The sequence below is a fragment of the Paenibacillus sp. S-12 genome (assembly GCF_030363895.1).
Lineage (GTDB): Bacteria > Bacillota > Bacilli > Paenibacillales > Paenibacillaceae > Paenibacillus_B > Paenibacillus_B alvei.
This window is the reverse complement of sequence record NZ_JASIUF010000016.1, coordinates 86496-104409: the sequence shown is the minus strand read 5'-3', so window position 1 is coordinate 104409 and position 17914 is coordinate 86496. Positions and strand designations below refer to the sequence as shown.

The window sequence follows — 17914 nt, the reverse complement described above, 5'->3', positions numbered from 1 at the left end:
ACTGCTCATTGCTCCATTATATCACGCTCGAGATCTACCTGAGGTTCGGAAGTATATGCAGTAAATTTTCGTGATATTCATAGGCTTGTTCCGCATAGTTATGTAGTACACTAATTTTTTCTCTAAAGTGAGACAGACGCAAAGCGGCGATAATGGCTGAGTTGCAAATCGGGAGCAATGGAGGTTTAAAGGGATGGACATATTCAAACGGATTTCAGAACATCGCGCCGAAAGTGAACAATTGGCCTGGACCGGAACATTCAAACAATATGTCGAGATGCTGCGTCGTGACCCCGCTCCGGCGATGACGGCACATGCGCGCGTGTATGAAATGATTGCGTCGTATGGTGTGGAAGAGGTTAACGGGCAGAAGAGATATAAGTTTTTCGATAAAGAGATTTTCGGTCTCGACCGTGCCATTGAGAAACTGGTGGAAGAATATTTCCACTCAGCTGCCAAGCGGCTTGATGTGCGGAAGCGGATATTGCTCTTGATGGGGCCTGTTAGCGGAGGGAAATCAACGTTGGTCACGATGCTGAAGAGAGGCATGGAGCAGTTCTCCCGAACCGAGCGGGGAGCTATTTATGCAATTAAGGGCTGCCCTATGCATGAAGAGCCGCTGCACTTGATACCGAATGAGCTTCGATCTGAGGTGGAGCGTGAACTGGGCGTCCGCATTGAAGGGAATCTTTGCCCGTCGTGCCAACTGAAATTAAAAACGGAATATGACAACGACATCGAGCAAGTGCTGGTGGAGCGGGTAATTGTATCCGAGGAGAATCGGATCGGGATCGGAACGTTCAGTCCATCAGATCCAAAGTCGCAGGATATAGCGGATTTGACCGGGAGTATTGACTTCTCCACGATAACGGAATACGGTTCCGAATCCGATCCGAGAGCATATCGGTTCGATGGAGAACTGAACAAGGCGAATCGTGGGCTGATGGAATTCCAGGAGATGTTGAAGTGTGATGAGAAGTTTCTATGGAATTTGCTGTCACTTACACAAGAGGGAAATTTTAAGGCAGGGAGATTTGCGTTAATTTCGGCGGACGAACTCATTATCGCACACACGAATGAGGCCGAGTATAAAGGTTTTATCGCCAATAAGAAAAATGAGGCGCTGCAATCTCGTATGATTGTCATGCCGATTCCGTATAACTTGAAGGTATCGCAGGAAGAGCGTATCTATTCCAAGCTGATCGGTCAGAGCGACATGGGGCATGTTCATATAGCACCTCATGCCTTGAAGGCAGCCGCCATTTTCTCTATTTTGACCCGTTTGAAGGAAAGCAAGAAGCAGGGTATGGATTTGGTGAAGAAGATGCGAATGTACGACGGTGAAGAGGTGGAAGGCTATAAGGAAAATGATCTGAAGGAAATGCAAAGTGAATTCACCGAAGAAGGAATGTCAGGCGTAGATCCTCGGTATGTCATTAATCGGATATCGAGTGCGCTTATTAAGCAGAACCTTCAATGCATTAACGCATTAGATGTATTGCGTGCCCTAAAGGATGGATTGGATCAGCATGCTTCAATTACCAAGGAAGAGCGGGAACGCTACCTCAACTACATCTCGATTGCTCGCAAAGAATATGACAGTCTTGCGAAGAAGGAAGTGCAGAAGGCATTCGTCTATTCGTTCGAGGAGTCGGCGAAAACACTGTTCGAGAATTATTTGGACAATATTGAGGCGTTCTGCAATTGGAAGAAGTTACGTGATCCGCTTACAGACGAGGAGCTGGATCCGGATGAGCGGCTGATGCGTTCCATCGAGGAGCAGATTGGCGTATCGGAAAATGCAAAAAAAGCGTTCCGTGAGGAAATTCTCATACGGTTGTCCTCATACTCTCGCAAAGGACGCAAGTTCGACTATAACAGTCATGACCGGCTGCGCGAAGCCGTGGAGAAGAAGCTATTCTCTGATTTGAAGGACATTGTCAAAATTACGACGTCCACGAAAACGCCGGATGAAACGCAGCTGAAACGCATTAATGAGGTCTCGGCCAGACTGATGGAGGAGCACGGCTACTGCCCGGTCTGTGCAAATGAATTGCTTCGTTATGTGGGGAGCTTGCTTAATCGCTAATTTAATGAATAACTGTAACTTTAACCTGCAGCTTAATGCTTGCAGGTTTTTTTATGAGGTCGACTGAGGCAAGAACTGTAAGGCAATGACGAGTGAGGGATGCCGAATTGCACTGTAAATCGAATCTACGAATTGAATAAAACGGTAAAAAGTAGTGTGAAAGGCGAAATTACACTTCTTTCGACATGAATAGACATCTTATTTGTTGTACTTTGTAGAATAATGTTGAAAAATGTTCACAAATATCCTCTTTCATTTCTCTTATTTTCGCGTAAAAAATAAGTAGAAGGAGTGGAGAGATATGGAAGAGAGAGAAACTAGAGCAGGATTGCAATGGAAGAGGCGGAGACACCGCTTACGATTTAGAAAGCCAAGCGATGCCCCATTGCTCAGTGTGTATACGGATTGTTCCGCACCATTTTATGTAACAGAAATTGAGCCGTGGGAGCGGGAAGAACGGTGTCAGATTACACCGGATGAGTGCATTATGGACGATGAATATTACTATATACACAGCAGATTGACCGTCCCGTTCCGCAATGGAAGAGGGCAAGTGAGTTGGGACGTATGGGTTCAAATTGAGCCGGAGCATGCGCAGCATTCTTCGTCCAGCAAGGTGCGCCATGTGAAGGGCCGCTTATCTTCCGCAATTCCTGGTTACCCAGACACGCTGACCTTGCCTGTGCAATTGACATTCCAAGGCTCATCGAACTTGCCAGAGGCGCATCTTGGCGAGACCGAGCATCCGCTCTATGATGAGCAGCGGGATGGTCTATCGTTCCAACGCTGGCTGGAATTGCGTCCGCTGCATAGCCAGTATCATCAACTGTCAGATGCCCGTTAGAGGAGCAGCAGCACAACAAGTAGAATGTCACTTACCTAACTGAAAACCTATACCGTGCATTCATACAACAAGGCACCTGATCTTTTGCTTTTGCAAATAAGATAAGGTGCCTTGCTGTCGTTTATATATAACAATTTGTTCGAAGCCAGCTTTATTGTTGTGGCTGCTGCTTTCCTAGCACGTAAGCTGCAATAAATCCGAGTATCATCGTAATAACGCTCACAGCCAACGTTCCAAGCGAGCCATTAAGCCCAGGATAGACCACGACTAACGAGCCGACCACCATCCCAATAATAATGGCATACATAATAGACGGGAATTTCGCAAGCAAGAATCGGATGAACTTGGTGCTGACAACAAATCCGACTATGACACCCGCACCAATAATGGCAATGAGCGGCAAGTTCAGCGTAGACAAGGCGTGAATAGCCGTCGGATATGCGCCAAGCAGAAGCAATACGAACGATCCGCTTACACCAGGCAGTATCATCGCCATGCTGCCAAGCCATCCAGCGAAAAATAGAAATATACCAGACGATGCAGTAAGCTCGATAATTGTGTTGTGATCGTCTGGTTTGAAAAATGCAGTACCCGCCACGGCCGCAGCTGCAATAAGCAGTAAAATATAGTGGATAGGCTTAAAGTTACGGGATCCATCAGCTTCTCTCCATAAAAACGGCAATATACCAACGATTAGTCCAAGGAAAAAGAAGAAGGTTGGCTGAGGATGTTCCGCCAAAAGCCATTTCATCACTTTGCTAAGCAGCAAAATAGCTGAACCAACACCGATACCAAGCGGGATAAGGAAGCCAAGATGCTTCTTCCATTCCCGGCTGAAGAACCCGCTGATCGAGGCGATCAGTTTCTCATAAAATCCGAGTACAACCGCAATTGTACCACCGCTTACTCCGGGAATTAGGTCACTTGCCCCTATTAGAATCCCGCGAATAATATTTTTCCACTCAAACACGTATCTATCTCCTTTTCTAGTACTTATCACTCCATTGTACATAAAAAGGACGCCGAGTCCAAACGAAGGGTGACTCCTATTAGAAAACTTTACTTGAGTTAATTTAAATACTTAGGTATATTTATTGTATTGCCGGCAAGAAAGGATTGAACTACCCGATGGGGATGACGAATATCCCGCTGAGAGAGCGGAAAAAAGCGAAAATTAAAGTTGCTCTATATGAAGCTTGTTTAGATATGAGCATAGAGCAATCATTTCGCGACATGAAGGTGGAAGAAATTTGCGCTCGAGCAGAAGTGTCGAAGGTTACCTTTTTTAAATGTTTTCCGAAAAAGGAAGATGTGCTTGTTTATTACATGTGTGTCTGGTTGACGAAGCGTTGGCTGGAAATTGATGAGCAAGGTCTTCAAGGATGGGAAGCAGCGAAGCATTTATTCGCCTGCGTAGCAGAAGATGACCGTCAAAGGCCAGGTATTATGCTTCGCTTAGTTGGACTGCTCGCTGAAGAGAAAATGCATCCATCTATGCCCCTTTTGTCGGATGCAGAGATATCTCTGCTTTTTCCGGAAAAAGAACAGCAGGCCCGGGAGATAGATCCGAATTTATATATTCTCATGAAGCGGATTGCGGAGGAGGCGATTTCAAAAGGAGAAGCCACGGAACGTTACAGTATCAAGCAGATGACGGAAATGTTGTTTACGATTTTTTATGGAGGGTATTTAACAGCCCATCTCATGATGAGGAGTCATGAGATTATGGCTTGTTATATGGAGCATTTAGAGGTTCTTGTTAAATAGGGGGGAGAGAATATGGGGATTCATGTAGGTCGTTTTGCTGCAAGGATGGAAGGATCGTTCGTCGTATTCATTATTGGAATGCGGGTCAACCGCTGGTTTGCCATTCATAAATGGCTTCCGGTCATGCAAGCAATGCCGCGCATGATGAAGGAGCTGTATCAGGATAAGGAGCACGGATTTTTGCATGCTGAATATTTTATAGGTCGAAATGGTCCGATGCTGGTGCAGTACTGGCGATCCTTCGATCACTTGGAGCAGTATGCCAAAAAGGGATTCCATAAGGAAACATGGCGCAAATTCCATCAGACAGGCAAGGGTGGGAAGGTCGGTATTTTTCATGAAACCTATCGCATTGAACCTGGGCAGTACGAAGCGGTATACAATCATATGCCAGCATTTGGGCTAGGAAAGGCAGGCCAGCTTATACCAGCGGATGGGGAATATCATGGAGCTCGCCAGCGTATGAGCCAACCACGCGAAAAGAAATAAGTGCGTAAGAAAGACGCAGTATAAAATTTAGTATGAAATACATAATTGTTCCTCCTGTTCACATACTAACATCGTGCGCCGTGAAGATGAGAACGGCATGCGGATAAGATGAGAACGTATAGGAGGAATAGGCAAATGTCGAACGAATACTACTTGCGTCAGCCAGGTCAACAGCAATTTCGGGATTTGGAGCAGCAAGTGAACGCAAGAACGTCCAACCCGGTATCTTATACAAGCGATAGCAGCAACAGCTATGGTACGGGAACTACTTCGGGTTACGGAATGAGCAACTATGCGGGGACAGGAAACTATGGAACGTTAAGTGGTGGCGTGGCTAGAAATAGTTCACAACAGTCGACTGGATATGTACATAGTTATACTGCGCAAGATTCGCAACAAAGCGTGGTTCCAAATAATTTTCAAACAAGTGGTTATGTTGGCGATATTTCATTTGGAACGTAGGGTAGGGTATATGCTCGGTCAAACCCACAGAAGGCTATGTGCAGAGTTAGGGGCACGATTCCGTCCATATGATATGACGATTGAGCAGTGGGGAGTGCTGATCCGACTCATTGAAGAGGAAGGCATTACGCAAAAGAAATTAGCAGAACGATGCGGCAAAGATCAGCCGACTTTAACGCGAATTATACAGTTATTGATGCGCAAAGGCTGGGTAGAACGAGCGATCTGTAAGCAGGATCGACGTGCATATCGATTAGCAGCTACCCCTGCTGGCCGAAGTGTTGTGGAGCAGCTTGTGCCGATCGAGCAGGAATGCATCGCACAAGTAATGGCGGGGTTCACAAGTGAAGAGGAGCAGCGATTGCTGGAGTCTCTGCAGCGAATCCAGAATAACGCAGCATTGGCGGAGAAGGAACGCTTGACCGCTTCCAGTAACGAAAGCGGTGAGGATAGATGAGGGCAAATATTGAAAAATGTAATCCTCAGAGCGAGGAAAGGCAGCCCTTATGGACAAAGTCCTTTATTGTGCTAGCCGGATCGAATTTTCTAGTGTCGTTGAATCTGCTGATGATTACCCCAGCTCTTCCAGCTTATGTGAAGGAAGCTTATCAAGCAGACAGCATGACCGTGAGCTTCGTCGTGAGCTTATTTGCGTTATCGGCTATCGTAACCCGCTTGTTCGCAGGGCGATTTTTTGATCGATTCCAAGCAATGAGCATATTGATTGTAGGCCTGCTCATTTATGCGTTGTCGACGGGTGCCTATGCATTTGTTCCATCCTTAGCCTTGTTCATGTTAGTTCGCATGATTTACGGCGCTGGATTTGGCATTGCGAGCACCGCACTAGGAACGCTGGCCACTCGCATTATTCCGCCACGCCGAATGGGTGAAGGAATGGGTTACTATGGCCTATCCAATAGCCTATCGATGGCAATTGCTCCAATTATCGGCTTGTGGCTGCTGCAAAGCTTCGGGTATGAGTACTTAATTGGAACGACGTTTGTACTAATCATTATTATTTTTCCAATGCTGCCCTTGTTGAAGAACAGAAAAACAGCAAAGAGCCATGCAACGGTTCGAGCGACAGGTTCATGGATTGACCGAAGGGCATTGCTGCCGTGTATTCTTAACTTTCTAGTCACAATAACATACGGAGGCATATTGTCATTCATCACGATGTTCGGTCAAGAGAAGGGGATTGGCCATGTGAGTCTTTTCTTCTTATTCAATGCTATTTCGATATTGGTTGTTCGTACGTTTGCTGGCAAACTGTATGACAGTAAGGGCCATATTGCGGTGGTACCTGCGGGAGGAATTGTTTTGGCTGTCTCGCTAGTCGTTCTAGCTTACAGTACATCCACTTGGATGCTCTGTGCTGCCGCTATCCTATATGGACTTGGTTATGGAAGCCTTCAGCCGGCATTTCAAGCATGGGCTGTTCAGCGAGTGCCTGCCGATCGACATGCTGCTGCTACAGGGATGTTCTATAACTCCATCGACCTAGGTGTTGCGATTGGCTCATTAGCGCTCGGGGCAATTGCTTCTGTAACGACGTATAGCAACACATATCTGGTGTCTTCCATGTCCGCTGTAATCTTGCTTCTTATTTATATGTCCGTAGTGATACGTGATCGGGCTTCACAGTTTAGTGGAGAGGAAAGCACTGATGGTACCTCCATAAGTGCAGCAAAATAACAATTAAAGATTCTCAAATGGTTCATTGCTTTGGTCGTGAAAATAAATTTAACTCATTTACTTGACAAAAGTAAGTATGGAGTTTATTATACTTACATAAAGTAAGTAAATGTTATTAAATAGGCGGACAATGCTGAGTCAACATCAACAATTTGCCGCATGCTATGAGTTGTCTTATCGGAATGAGCATGTATCCGTAAGTTAACGAAACAAATCCATTTTTGAGGTGAACTGATGAAAAAGGTACTTGTTATTAACTCCAATCCAAAACCAACTGAATTGTCTTTCGGTCTTCGTCTTGGTGAGCACTATTTGGCTGCTCTTCAAGCAGAAGCTAATGTTCAAGTCGAACGCGTAAATTTGTATGAAGAAAACATTCCATTGATCGACGGCACAGTATTGGATGCTTGGGGTAAAGCTGGAGCAGGCGAAGCTTTGTCTGCTGAACAAACAAACACATTGGGCCGCATGAATGAGATTTTGGAGCAATTTATTGCAGCAGATGTTGTTGTATTCATTACTCCAATGTGGAACTTGAGCTATCCGCCGCTTCTTAAAGCATATATCGATAACGTGATTATCGCTGGCCGTACATTCAAGTACACAGCAGAAGGCCCACAAGGCTTGCTCGGAGGCAAGAAAGTGGTACACATCGAAGCGCGCGGCGGCATATACTCCGAAGGTCCTACAGTTGGTCTTCGCTTCGCAGACACTTATCTGCAAGCGATCATGGGCTTCATCGGCATTAGCGATTACGAAAATATCGTTGTAGAAGGCATGGCTGCGACACCTGATCGTGCAGAAGAAATTCTTGCTTCCGCGAAGCAACGTGCTGAGCAAAGCGCTAAAAGCTTGGCAGCATCTATGAAATAAATAAATTGTAACAAATGATGAAAGTTCGCACTTGACTATAAGTCGGCTCCAATTGGAGCCGGCTTATTTTTCGTTGTCACCAAATGGGCTCTTGCACATATGATGGTATCGAGTGACAGGAGGAAGGAGGTTGCAGATGGCGGTCATTAAGGTGAATTCAGAAGATGTCAGGCTCCTTGCACGCTTATGCGGGCTGAAGCAGAAGATGAGGGGGAGCCTGGCATGCTCACGGTAGGCAATGTCGGGTAAACCGAATCCGTGGGACTGCTTAGATTTCCAGGATATTCGCTCAATGAGGGATATGGTATCAAAATCCAGGGGATTGAGGCGGCGCAGAAGGGTTATTCCGATCAGCGTGCCCGTGATGCCGATATTCGGTTGGCGCAGCGAGCGATTAATGGAAACGCACCTGGCCTGCTTCATAATGCACTATGTTCTTCAGACCAGTTGGAGATTGCCCGGATACGTGGTTCAATCAACAAAATTCAGGTCGCTATAGGGCACATAGTTTCTTTTCTCCATCTGGAGACGACTGTCCAGAAGTATACAGTGGGTAATGGTTAGTCATTATAAAATCAGTCCATGTAGAGACTGTAAAGGAGAGAGTGTTGCATGAATTACATGAGTTATGGTAATCCAACTCCAAACCAATCCGATTTTCATTCGATTTCTCCAATGAGCATGTCAAAAGGCGGGTCTTGCTGCGGCTCAACAGCTCCGACTAGCCCAACACCGACACCATATCCTGCTCCGTGGACGCAAGGTGTAACGATGCAGCATATGGCAATGCACCACCCTACTGCAAATCAGCCTATGGCGATGCAGCCGATGGGAATGCAGCCCATGTCAATGCAGCCTATGGCCATGCAACAGCCTATGTCAATGCAGCAGCCTATGTCAATGCAGCAGCCTATGGCGATGCAACAGCCTACGACAATGCAACAACCAATTGCTATGCAGCAAGCTACACCGCCTATGGTTTCCAGCGGAGATTTGATGACACCTTCCGGCACAATTACGGGGCTTCCTCAAGAGCAATCTTTCATCGAAAATATTTTACGTTTGAACATTGGCAAGGTCGGGACGTTCTATATGACATATGAGAACAACTCGGAATGGAACGCTAAGATATTCCGTGGAAAAATTGAGGCTGCTGGCCGTGACCATCTCATTATTAGCGATCCAAGAACAGGTCAGCGCATTATGCTGTTGATGGTTAACTTCGATTATGCCACATTTGATGAGCCTCTTAACTATCAGTATCCTTTCCGTGAGACTGAATCCACAGAAGAGCAATAATCAATGAATAGAAGGTAAATCCGCCAGCAAGCCGCCGCCTCTCAGAGGGACTGGGCGGCTCTTTGCTTTCTATTCACAAAACATCCAACTTCCGTTAAATCTCTGATGAGGATGAAGCGTTATAATCCGAAGGAAAGGAGAGAAAAATAAAATATCCGAAGGAAAGGAGGAAAAATAAAGAATGCAGAATGCTGCTTACAAGATCATGATCTTAACGTCCCGATTCGGGGAGGGGCATTGGATGGTTACACACGCACTCAAAGGTCAGTTGGAGAGGCTGGGGGCGCAGGTTATCGTTGTAGATTTAATGGCAGAGGCGCATCCGATGATGGATGCGATGTTTCGTTTTTTATTTGTGCAAAGTCAGACGTTGTCGCAATACGGCATTCATTATTATGGATGGAGCTACTATTCAACCCGTCGAATAGAACGAACACATCCTCTTGTGCGAACTGGCTTTACGCTAGGCAAGCGAAAACTCAAGCAGCTTCTGGTGGAGCATCGGCCAGATGGCATTATTAGTACTTTTCCCTATTTTGATGTATCCTCTGTTGTCCGCAAAATGAACAAGCATATCCCTACGTTTACAGTAATAACTGATTATGATCTGCATCATCGCTGGATATTGTCCACAACGGATCGGTACTACGTCGCTACGGACGATCTAGCTGAACAAATGATTCTCTCAGGCATCTCTCCAGAGCTTGTGCATGTAAGTGGGATTCCCATTCGCGATGAATTTGAGATGCAGCCAGCAGCCTCGAACAAGCAGCATTTTCTTTGTTCTAGCCATTTGAAATCAGAAGCTATGTACCGTAAATATGGATTAAATTCGAATCTTCGCACCACTTTAATCATGTCAGGTGGACTCGGAACTCAGGCGTTATCGAATCGATTTCTTCGCTTGCTTGAAAGAATACCGAATCATCAGACTGCGATCGTATGCGGCAGAAATGAACGCCGGGAATCAGAGCTTCGGGCGAAGTTTATCTATGCTGGGAATGTCCATATATTCGGCTATGTGACAGCAATTCACGAGCTTATGTCTTGCGCCGATGCGATGGTGACGAAGGCAGGAGGCGTTACGTTGACCGAAGCACTTGCCCTGCAGGTTCCGCTATTTATTGCACGTCCCCAACCGGGTCAAGAGCGAGAGAATGCTCGATATTTCGCCCGACATGGGGCAGCCCTTGTTGCGCGGCAAGATATAGAGCTGGCGATAAGATTGTGCGATGCGTACAATCAGCCTTCACTGCTAGAAACGATGAAACGCAGTATGGCGAGTCTAACGCACCCGCATGCTGCACAGCGGATCGCAGTTGACATCCTGGATACGATTACGACGGAACGGCCGTACTCATTCTTGTTTGCGGGCAAGCCAATGCTTAGCCGCAATGGTCAATAAAGCTACACATACAAGCAGCGAAGAAACGGCGAACGCGGCAGAAAATTGATATTCGTTATATAGAATTTCAATATGGAGCGGCATCGTGTTCGTCTCGCCTCGTATATGACCCGATACGACGGATACTGCTCCAAATTCCCCCATTACCCTTGCATTGCAAATGATTATACCGTACAACAGCCCCCATTTTATGTTCGGCAACGTTACGCGCCAGAACATGCGCCATCCACTAGCTCCTAAGGTTGCGGCTGCCTCTTCTTCCTGTATGCCCTGCGTCTGCATAAGCGGGATGAGTTCTCTTGCTACGAAGGGAAATGTAACAAATAGAGTAGCTAGCACAATGCCAGGCAGCGCAAATACGATCCGAATGTTATGATCATCCAGCCATTCACCGAACCACCCGTTAGCGCCAAAGATCAGAATAAATAAAAAACCTGCAATGACAGGCGATATAGAGAAGGGGAGATCCATTAAGGTAATAAGCCATTGTTTGCCGCGAAAGGAGAACTTGGTTATGCACCAAGCTGCAGCTAGACCGAATAGGGCATTCAAGGGCACAGTAATTGCCGCAGTGAACAGCGTAAGCTGGATAGCTTGCAAGGCATCCGGATCAAGAAGTGCTGCCAAATAGACATCCGCACCTCGCTTGAAGGCTTGCACGAATACGGCCGCTAATGGGAGCAGCAGGACGAGACTAATAAAACCAAGTGCAATCACAATAAGTGTATATCGGACGACGGGTGATTCCGTGGTGCAGTTGTTAGCTTGAGAGGCTGACGGTGGGCGATGATTGCGATGCGACTCCAATTCCTGCAGGAGTTTGGGCTGAAACTTGGAATGGCCGTGCAGCAAGGGAATATGTGTCATTCAGATGTTCTCCTCCTTAGGAAATAGATTTATGAAATAAGACAGATCTGGGTAATTTGTTCTAGCTGAAAGTTCGAGCGCTCATCCGCCATTGAATCAGATTGATCAGGAAGAGGAGGATGAAGGAAATGACCAGTAAAATAAGCGCGATTGCAGTGGCTGCGGCATAGTCGTATTGTTCCAGCTTCGTCATAATGAGCAGCGGAGCAATCTCGGTCTTATACGGCATATTGCCGGATATGAATACGACAGAACCATATTCGCCAATTCCTCGCGCGAAGGCGAGCGCAAAGCCTGTCAGCAGCGGTGGAACCAACTCGGGAAGAATAATTTTCATAAATACGGAGGAGCGCTTGGCGCCTAATGTGGCAGCTGCTTCTTCGACTTCTGTACCCCATTGTTCCAGAACAGGCTGAACCGTGCGAACGACGAAGGGAAATCCAATAAAGGTAAGTGCTATCATAATGCCAAGCAGTGAATAAGCGCTGTGAATGCCGAGTGGGTACAGCAGCTGGCCAACCCAACCGTTCTCCGCGTAAATGGATGTAAGAGCAATGCCTGCTACTGCGGTAGGCAGCGCGAACGGCAGGTCAATCAGTCCGTCGATCCACCGTTTTCCGGGAAATGAATAGCGGACAAGCACCCAAGCGACGATGAGCCCAAATCCAACATTCAAGAGCCCCGCGGCAAAGGAAAAGATAAAGCTGATTCGATAAGCAGCGATGACGCGCTCATCAAGAATCGTGTTCCAAAACTCATTCCAGCTCAGTTCCGATGTTTTCAAGACAATCGCTGATAATGGGATAAGCACAATAAGGGACATATACAGTAAAGTATAACCCAATGTAAAACGGAAGCCGGGAAGCACGGAGTAGGGGCGCTTCCGCGGCGGTTCTGGAGAGCGGCTCAGGGCGGTGGAGTGTGAGGTCATGATTACCGTGCTCCCTTCTACTTTTTATAGATTTGATCGAATAATGCTCCATCCGCGAAGTGCTTTTGATGTGCCTCTTCCCAACCGCCAAAGTCATCTTGCATGGTCAACAGCTTCAACTCTGAGAACTGAGACGTATGCTTGGCAGCAACAGCCTCAAGCCGTGGACGATAATAATGCTTCGCAGCGATCTCTTGTCCTTCCTCTGAATAGAGATACGCTAAGTATGCCTCTGCAACTTTACGTGTTCCTCGCTTATCGACGGTTTTGTCGACGACAGTTACAGGCGGCTCTGCCAACACACTCAGCTTCGGCACCACGATTTCGAATTTGTCCTGCCCCAGCTCGTTCGTGGCCAGAAATGCTTCGTTTTCCCATGAGATGAGAACATCGCCAATCCCTCGTTCGACGAAGGTGGTTGTTGCCCCGCGCGCTCCCGAATCCAATACAGGGACATTGGCATATAGAGCTGAGAGAAATTGCTTCGCCTTTTTTTCATCCTGATTGTTCTCTGACAACGCATAGCCCCATGCAGCAAGATAGTTCCAACGTGCTCCTCCGGAAGTCTTGGGGTTCGGCGTGATTACTTGAATACCGGGCTTGATTAAATCATCCCAATCATGAATTTCCTTCGGATTGCCCTTACGCACCAGAAATACAATCGTGGAGTAATACGGGGCGCTATTATGCCCAAATTGGGACTGCCAGCCGTCCTGGATTAGGCCAGCCTTGCGAATTGCATCAATATCGTACGCGAGCGCCAAGGTTACGACATCGGCCTTTAAGCCGTCGATGACAGCACGAGCCTGCTTGCCGCTGCCGCCATGAGATTGCTTTATGACGACATTTTGTCCAGCGACCTCCTTCCAATGTGCAGCAAAAGCTTTATTGAAGTCTGCGTACAACTCGCGAGTCGGATCGTAGGATACGTTCTGCAGTTCAACCGTCTCCTCGGAGGCAGGCTGCTTGGCGCCTTCCGCTGCTTCCGGCTTGCCTGCTTCTGTTCGGCCGCAGGAGGCGAGAAAGGCTAGCGTCAATACGGACAGCATGATTACGAAGCGCACCGGCAATCGTTGTGTCTTCATCGAGAATGCCTCCTTCCCTTCGTACTTTCCAGCTCGAAGCGGGTGCGTTCTGTACGTTCCATTTGTACAATGTGGCCGTCATGAATCGTAATGGTCAGTGATCCGTAGTTCAAGCCTTTCAATTGTTCTGCGATGCGATCCAGCCATTTCGGATGGATGCTGTTCAATTCAAGCTGCGATGGTTGACTGTTCATGCATGTTCCTCCCTTATCGTTGTAATAAATACAAAAAACCGAAGACACCCCTAATCATGCAGTTAGGTATGCGTCTCCGGTGATCCGGTCGACTGAAATCATAAGTCGTCGTTGTTGGGAATTATTATATTTCCTATAAGATAACTGAGGTATTGGTGTTATGGCAGTATGTTATCAGCATCCGATTGGGAAGTCAATGCAGTAGTCTACTTATTTCCAAAGTTATATTAAGTTCTTCAGATGTGCCGGGTGCAACGATGTTGTACGCATTTGCCATATCTTTGTAAGGAGATCCGACATGATGGTTTGCACCAGACTGCGGTTTAATACTATACTAAAATGGATGAATCAATCTGCTTGGCGGTGCCTAGAGCGATTCAAGAAGATGGAGCGGAGAGGTCGGATTAATGACCGAGTTCGTTACAGGGATGAAGGAGGCAATGAACATGCAAATTACGTTGAATAATGGCTTGAGCATGCCGCAGCTAGGACTTGGGGTATGGCGCGTAGAGGAAGGACAGCAGGTGAAGGATGCGGTGAAGACTGCATTGCAAACAGGCTATCGCTTAATTGATACGGCCGCTATCTACAAGAATGAAGCAGGCGTTGGCGAAGCGATTCAAGAGTCAGGCGTGAAGCGCGAAGATATATTCTTGACAACGAAGGTATGGAATTCTGATCAAGGATACGATGCTACCCTGAAGGCATTTGAAGAGAGCTTACATAAGTTGGGGACAGACTATCTTGATTTGTATTTGATTCATTGGCCAGTACCTTCTCAAGATTTGTATGTAGATACGTACAAAGCGTTGGAGAAGCTGTATGCAGACGGTCGCGTACGTTCGATCGGTGTATCCAACTTCCATGTTCCGCATTTGGAACGCCTCATGCAGGAGTGCAGCGTGAAGCCGGTTGTGAACCAGGTGGAATGCCATCCTCGCTTGGCTCAGAACGAACTCCGTGAATTTTGCCAACGCCATGATATCTATTTGGAGGCTTGGAGCCCTCTTATGCAGGGCGGAGACATTTTGCAGAACGAAAAAATCACAGCAATTGCTGCCGCACACGGCAAAACACCAGCTCAAGTCGTGATACGCTGGCACTTGCAGCACGGACATGTCGTGATTCCAAAATCGATTACACCGTCGCGCATCCGCGAGAACTTCGACGTATTTGATTTTGAGTTAAGCAGCACGGAGCTGAGCAGCATTGATGCACTGAATGAGGACAAGCGAGTGGGCCCGAATCCGGATGAGTTTGCTGTTTTGTAAAAGCTAAAAGCAATCACACTGAGACGGAATCATAGATATAACATTTAAATAAAACACGGTTTGCCCCATATGTTGGGACAAACCGTGTTTTATTTGTCTTCTTCGTCCTTATTCCAATTGGCAAGCGCTGCGAAAGGATTGTCTCGCTCTTCGTCGCCTGTATCGTCCCGGTATACGACATTGCTTTCATAGCTTGGATGCTCTTGAACTTCATTGCGAGTCAGTTGTATGTGTTCCTGCATGCGGATATATATGAGTGCCGTGTTGTAGGCATCATCCAGCGCCCGATGCTGATTACCGACGAACGGGACGTCCAATGCCTCCAGCGCAGACTTGAGTCCAATTTGCTGGTTATGCTCACGCTTCATAGCGGTCGATACTTGCTTCTGCAAATTGTTATGGTTGCGCAGCCAGTGCAAAGGAATCTTCTTCTGGCGGCATTCTTTAAGAAATTGTGTTTTGTCATCAGGGCCCCAGGAGCAGAGTGCATAGTCATCTGTATCGATCCATGCGATGAATTGATCCAGTACATCCTGCAGGGTTGATGCGTTTGTAATATCCTCTTGTGTAATACCTGTAAAATTAACCGTATCTTCCGTCAACTTTGGGGAAAGAGTCGGTTTGACGAAGGCTTGAAACGTATCGGCAATGACGAATTTATCGTCGCTCTCCGTTACCTTAACCGCTCCAATTTCAATGATTTCGGCAAACGCCCCTTTTTTACGCTTCACGGTCATTTCCAAATCATAAATAATTGCTAACATGATGCCGCTCCTATCCTTTTTGACAGCGTATGATGGTTCTATTGTAACACAAGTTGCGCCGGTCGTTGGAGGAACTACTTGGATTCCACTGTCGCCCGGAGGGGAAGCAATTGATTGACATCGTGAACGATGCTTACTACAATGGAGTTGCATAAATAGAACGGTATGCACCAAACTCTGTTCGCAGCCCCGGCAGCGGAGAGAGAGGCGAAATTTTGCAAAGGCGTGTGAATGGCCGCGTTCTCAGGTATAACGTACTGACTCGTAATGCCATAGTCCGATCCCTTTGGTTTCGTTCGCCCCCTGCCAATAGCGCAGGGGGCTTTTTTGCGTGCATATAGTGAGAGGAGCCTAACATCATTATGAAATTGCTTCAGTATGCACTTCTTGTATTCCTTGGTGCTTGCAGCTATGGAACCTTATCATCGATCATGAAGCTGGGAATCAGAGAAGGATTTACTGTTCCAGAAATTGTAGGGGGACAATATTTCTTTGGATGGCTAATGCTAGTTGGAATGGCATTACTTTTCTCACGGTATAAGCTTCGTTGGAAGCAAGCAGCGGTTTTGCTGGCTTGTGGTTTGTCTGTTAGCTGCACATCAATTACGTACGGTCTTGCCGTCGGGGAATTGCAAGCATCTATCGCTGTTGTATTTCTATTTCAATTTACATGGATTGGTGTATTGCTTGAGTCTATTGTTACGCGGACACGCCCTGAGCGCATGAAGGTCATTTCGGTTGTCATTTTGCTTGTGGGAACTGTCTTCGCGGGAGGTTTGGCTGATCATGGACTGTCTGGGCTGAGCTGGAAAGGGGCGATATTCGGAATGATTTCCGCGATCTCCTTTGCCGTTTATATTTTCGTAAGTGGAAGGGTTGCAACCGATGTACCAATTTTAACGAAAAGCCTGTCGATGATTACTGGAGCGATGCTGGTTGTATTCGTTATGTTTCCTCCAGCCTTCATTTTTGACGGCACCCTGAGCAGTGGCCTGTGGAAGTTCGGCCTGCCAATGGGCTTGCTCGGCATTATTATTCCGGTCATCTTTTTCGGAATCGGAGTTCCGAAGATTGGATCTGGACTAGGAACCATATTGGGAGCGGCTGAACTGCCTGCGGCGGTAATTATGTCTGTACTTGTTCTTAGGGAGCAGGTAACCGTATTGCAGTGGGCAGGGATCGTGCTTATTTTTGCAGGTATTTGTTTGCCGCAGTTGACGCTATTCCAACAGAAAAGATTGAATACCGAAGACGTGACAGAGCGTGCAGGCGCTTAATTAGGAAGTATATGGCATAACTTCGCAGCAATGTCAAGTGGAGTGAGAAGGGGAAAGGGGACACGCTGTCGAAATGAAAGCTAAGTAACTGAACAACATGTGGAAAAGGGAGAAATGCGAACATGCATCATGTGGTGTATCGGAAACAAAAAGCAGTTGCCCAATTGTTCATTGCACTTATTTGTATTCTATTTTCGGCAGGCCTTCTTACTCTGGCCATTCTCGATTTCAAATTGACGCTCAGCTTGCGGATTGCTCTTGCAGCTGCTGCATGCATTGGGTTTGCCTATTGCGGCAGCAATCTTGTTGTATCATTACGGGCATTGACTGCACGAAACAATAAGATATTGTCCTACGATGACGAGACTATATGGAATGAATATGGGCTTCGTGCCGCGTGGACTGATGTAGCAGATATTCGTATAGAGCAAGGACGTGTAGGAATTTTGTTCATACCCGTATTTCCTAAGTTCGTCGTCCTTTTCAAGGACGGTTCAAGCAAGAAAGTAGATAACTTCCACACATTGTCTGACCAAGAGATGATCGAATGGAGAATGCACATGAAGCGGCATCAAAAGTCGATTCAGGACAATTTGTAGACG

19 protein-coding genes and 1 pseudogene are annotated in these 17914 nt (G+C 46.8%); 14 read left to right on the top strand and 6 right to left on the bottom strand.

The genetic code is table 11. From position 1 onward, the window contains the following. Positions 1 to 193 precede the first annotated feature (193 nt). Together NO352_RS15920 and NO352_RS15915 are read left to right on the top strand one after the other, a co-directional pair. Positions 194 to 2089, top strand: a complete 1896-nt coding sequence (locus NO352_RS15920) for a PrkA family serine protein kinase (protein ID WP_289356108.1) — start codon at positions 194 to 196, stop codon at positions 2087 to 2089. 301 nt (positions 2090 to 2390) lie between these two features. Beyond that, complete coding sequence (locus NO352_RS15915; RefSeq protein ID WP_289356107.1) at positions 2391 to 2933, top strand: DUF2199 domain-containing protein; 543 nt, start codon at positions 2391 to 2393, stop codon at positions 2931 to 2933. A gap of 151 nt (positions 2934 to 3084) precedes the next feature. Here NO352_RS15915 and NO352_RS15910 read toward each other — a convergent pair whose 3' ends face one another. Beyond that, positions 3085 to 3945: a DUF368 domain-containing protein gene (locus NO352_RS15910; protein WP_268623033.1), complete on the bottom strand. Its 861-nt coding sequence runs from the start codon at positions 3943 to 3945 to the stop codon at positions 3085 to 3087. A 116-nt stretch (positions 3946 to 4061) separates the two neighbouring features. Here NO352_RS15910 and NO352_RS15905 point away from each other — a divergent pair, with 116 nt between their 5' ends. The 9 genes and pseudogenes from NO352_RS15905 (at position 4062) to NO352_RS15865 (ending at position 10923) form a co-directional block, all read left to right on the top strand. Further along, entirely contained in the window at positions 4062 to 4700 is a 639-nt protein-coding gene (locus NO352_RS15905; protein ID WP_005551465.1) for a TetR/AcrR family transcriptional regulator, read from the top strand. Positions 4701 to 4712: 12 nt separating this feature from the next. Next, a complete protein-coding gene (locus NO352_RS15900) occupies positions 4713 to 5189 on the top strand; it encodes a DUF4188 domain-containing protein (RefSeq protein ID WP_005551464.1) in 477 nt (158 codons plus the stop codon). 135 nt (positions 5190 to 5324) lie between these two features. After that, positions 5325 to 5651, top strand: coding sequence for a hypothetical protein (locus tag NO352_RS15895; protein WP_289356106.1), 327 nt, complete (start codon positions 5325 to 5327; stop codon positions 5649 to 5651). Then, entirely contained in the window at positions 5641 to 6108 is a 468-nt protein-coding gene (locus tag NO352_RS15890; RefSeq protein WP_289356105.1) for a MarR family winged helix-turn-helix transcriptional regulator, read from the top strand. The genes NO352_RS15895 and NO352_RS15890 overlap by 11 nt, the downstream gene beginning before the upstream one ends. Further along, on the top strand, positions 6105 to 7346 hold the full coding sequence (locus tag NO352_RS15885; RefSeq protein WP_289356104.1) for an MFS transporter: 1242 nt from the start codon (positions 6105 to 6107) through the stop codon (positions 7344 to 7346). Before NO352_RS15890 ends, NO352_RS15885 begins: the two co-directional genes overlap by 4 nt. A gap of 234 nt (positions 7347 to 7580) precedes the next feature. Then, entirely contained in the window at positions 7581 to 8219 is a 639-nt protein-coding gene (locus tag NO352_RS15880) for an FMN-dependent NADH-azoreductase (RefSeq protein ID WP_289356103.1), read from the top strand. A 136-nt stretch (positions 8220 to 8355) separates the two neighbouring features. Continuing rightward, positions 8356 to 8776 (top strand): annotated as a pseudogene (locus tag NO352_RS15875) (cell wall hydrolase). A gap of 301 nt (positions 8777 to 9077) precedes the next feature. Continuing rightward, positions 9078 to 9518, top strand: a complete 441-nt coding sequence (gerQ, locus tag NO352_RS15870) for a spore coat protein GerQ (RefSeq protein WP_409347772.1) — start codon at positions 9078 to 9080, stop codon at positions 9516 to 9518. A gap of 181 nt (positions 9519 to 9699) precedes the next feature. Further along, a complete protein-coding gene (locus NO352_RS15865) occupies positions 9700 to 10923 on the top strand; it encodes an MGDG synthase family glycosyltransferase (RefSeq protein ID WP_005551453.1) in 1224 nt (407 codons plus the stop codon). Here NO352_RS15865 and cysW read toward each other — a convergent pair. From cysW to NO352_RS15845, 4 genes are all read right to left on the bottom strand, one after another. Next, a complete protein-coding gene (gene cysW, locus NO352_RS15860) occupies positions 10876 to 11790 on the bottom strand; it encodes a sulfate ABC transporter permease subunit CysW (RefSeq protein WP_289356102.1) in 915 nt (304 codons plus the stop codon). The two genes, NO352_RS15865 and cysW, sit on opposite strands and share 48 nt — an antisense overlap. 61 nt (positions 11791 to 11851) lie before the next feature. Beyond that, positions 11852 to 12721 carry a sulfate ABC transporter permease subunit CysT gene (cysT, locus tag NO352_RS15855; protein WP_289356101.1) on the bottom strand — a complete coding sequence of 290 codons (870 nt, stop codon included), beginning with the start codon at positions 12719 to 12721 and terminating at the stop codon, positions 11852 to 11854. A gap of 17 nt (positions 12722 to 12738) precedes the next feature. Beyond that, positions 12739 to 13806, bottom strand: a complete 1068-nt coding sequence (locus NO352_RS15850; protein WP_289356100.1) for a sulfate ABC transporter substrate-binding protein — start codon at positions 13804 to 13806, stop codon at positions 12739 to 12741. Further along, complete coding sequence (locus NO352_RS15845) at positions 13803 to 14000, bottom strand: YezD family protein (RefSeq protein WP_005551446.1); 198 nt, start codon at positions 13998 to 14000, stop codon at positions 13803 to 13805. The genes NO352_RS15850 and NO352_RS15845 overlap by 4 nt, the downstream gene beginning before the upstream one ends. Before the next feature lie 446 nt (positions 14001 to 14446). Here NO352_RS15845 and NO352_RS15840 point away from each other — a divergent pair, with 446 nt between their 5' ends. Next, the gene (locus tag NO352_RS15840) at positions 14447 to 15271 is read left to right on the top strand and encodes an aldo/keto reductase (protein WP_005551442.1); all 825 of its coding nucleotides are present in this window, start codon (positions 14447 to 14449) and stop codon (positions 15269 to 15271) included. Positions 15272 to 15360: 89 nt separating this feature from the next. On the opposite strand, the gene NO352_RS15835 is transcribed toward NO352_RS15840, so the two are convergent. After that, positions 15361 to 16035, bottom strand: a complete 675-nt coding sequence (locus NO352_RS15835; RefSeq protein WP_163979642.1) for a 3'-5' exonuclease — start codon at positions 16033 to 16035, stop codon at positions 15361 to 15363. A 362-nt stretch (positions 16036 to 16397) separates the two neighbouring features. On the opposite strand from NO352_RS15835, the gene NO352_RS15830 reads away from it, so the two are divergent. Together NO352_RS15830 and NO352_RS15825 are read left to right on the top strand one after the other, a co-directional pair. Continuing rightward, positions 16398 to 17312, top strand: coding sequence for an EamA family transporter (locus NO352_RS15830; RefSeq protein WP_289356099.1), 915 nt, complete (start codon positions 16398 to 16400; stop codon positions 17310 to 17312). A 122-nt stretch (positions 17313 to 17434) separates the two neighbouring features. Then, on the top strand, positions 17435 to 17911 hold the full coding sequence (locus tag NO352_RS15825; RefSeq protein WP_289356098.1) for a hypothetical protein: 477 nt from the start codon (positions 17435 to 17437) through the stop codon (positions 17909 to 17911). Positions 17912 to 17914 lie beyond the last annotated feature (3 nt).

Bases quoted from the DNA above. Each gene is read 5' to 3' on its own strand.
- NO352_RS15845 (WP_005551446.1), bottom strand. From the start codon at position 14,000: ATGAACAGTCAACCATCGCAGCTTGAATTGAACAGCATCCATCCGAAA.
- NO352_RS15865 (WP_005551453.1), top strand. From the start codon at position 9,700: ATGCAGAATGCTGCTTACAAGATCATGATCTTAACGTCCCGATTCGGG.
- NO352_RS15840 (WP_005551442.1), top strand. From the start codon at position 14,447: ATGCAAATTACGTTGAATAATGGCTTGAGCATGCCGCAGCTAGGACTT.
- gerQ (WP_409347772.1), top strand. From the start codon at position 9,078: ATGGCCATGCAACAGCCTATGTCAATGCAGCAGCCTATGTCAATGCAG.
- NO352_RS15920 (WP_289356108.1), top strand. From the start codon at position 194: ATGGACATATTCAAACGGATTTCAGAACATCGCGCCGAAAGTGAACAA.
- NO352_RS15895 (WP_289356106.1), top strand. From the start codon at position 5,325: ATGTCGAACGAATACTACTTGCGTCAGCCAGGTCAACAGCAATTTCGG.
- NO352_RS15900 (WP_005551464.1), top strand. From the start codon at position 4,713: ATGGGGATTCATGTAGGTCGTTTTGCTGCAAGGATGGAAGGATCGTTC.
- NO352_RS15910 (WP_268623033.1), bottom strand. From the start codon at position 3,945: ATGTACAATGGAGTGATAAGTACTAGAAAAGGAGATAGATACGTGTTT.
- NO352_RS15825 (WP_289356098.1), top strand. From the start codon at position 17,435: ATGCATCATGTGGTGTATCGGAAACAAAAAGCAGTTGCCCAATTGTTC.
- NO352_RS15835 (WP_163979642.1), bottom strand. From the start codon at position 16,035: ATGTTAGCAATTATTTATGATTTGGAAATGACCGTGAAGCGTAAAAAA.
- NO352_RS15915 (WP_289356107.1), top strand. From the start codon at position 2,391: ATGGAAGAGAGAGAAACTAGAGCAGGATTGCAATGGAAGAGGCGGAGA.
- cysT (WP_289356101.1), bottom strand. From the start codon at position 12,721: ATGACCTCACACTCCACCGCCCTGAGCCGCTCTCCAGAACCGCCGCGG.
- cysW (WP_289356102.1), bottom strand. From the start codon at position 11,790: ATGACACATATTCCCTTGCTGCACGGCCATTCCAAGTTTCAGCCCAAA.
- NO352_RS15880 (WP_289356103.1), top strand. From the start codon at position 7,581: ATGAAAAAGGTACTTGTTATTAACTCCAATCCAAAACCAACTGAATTG.
- NO352_RS15830 (WP_289356099.1), top strand. From the start codon at position 16,398: ATGAAATTGCTTCAGTATGCACTTCTTGTATTCCTTGGTGCTTGCAGC.
- NO352_RS15850 (WP_289356100.1), bottom strand. From the start codon at position 13,806: ATGAAGACACAACGATTGCCGGTGCGCTTCGTAATCATGCTGTCCGTA.
- NO352_RS15885 (WP_289356104.1), top strand. From the start codon at position 6,105: ATGAGGGCAAATATTGAAAAATGTAATCCTCAGAGCGAGGAAAGGCAG.
- NO352_RS15905 (WP_005551465.1), top strand. From the start codon at position 4,062: ATGGGGATGACGAATATCCCGCTGAGAGAGCGGAAAAAAGCGAAAATT.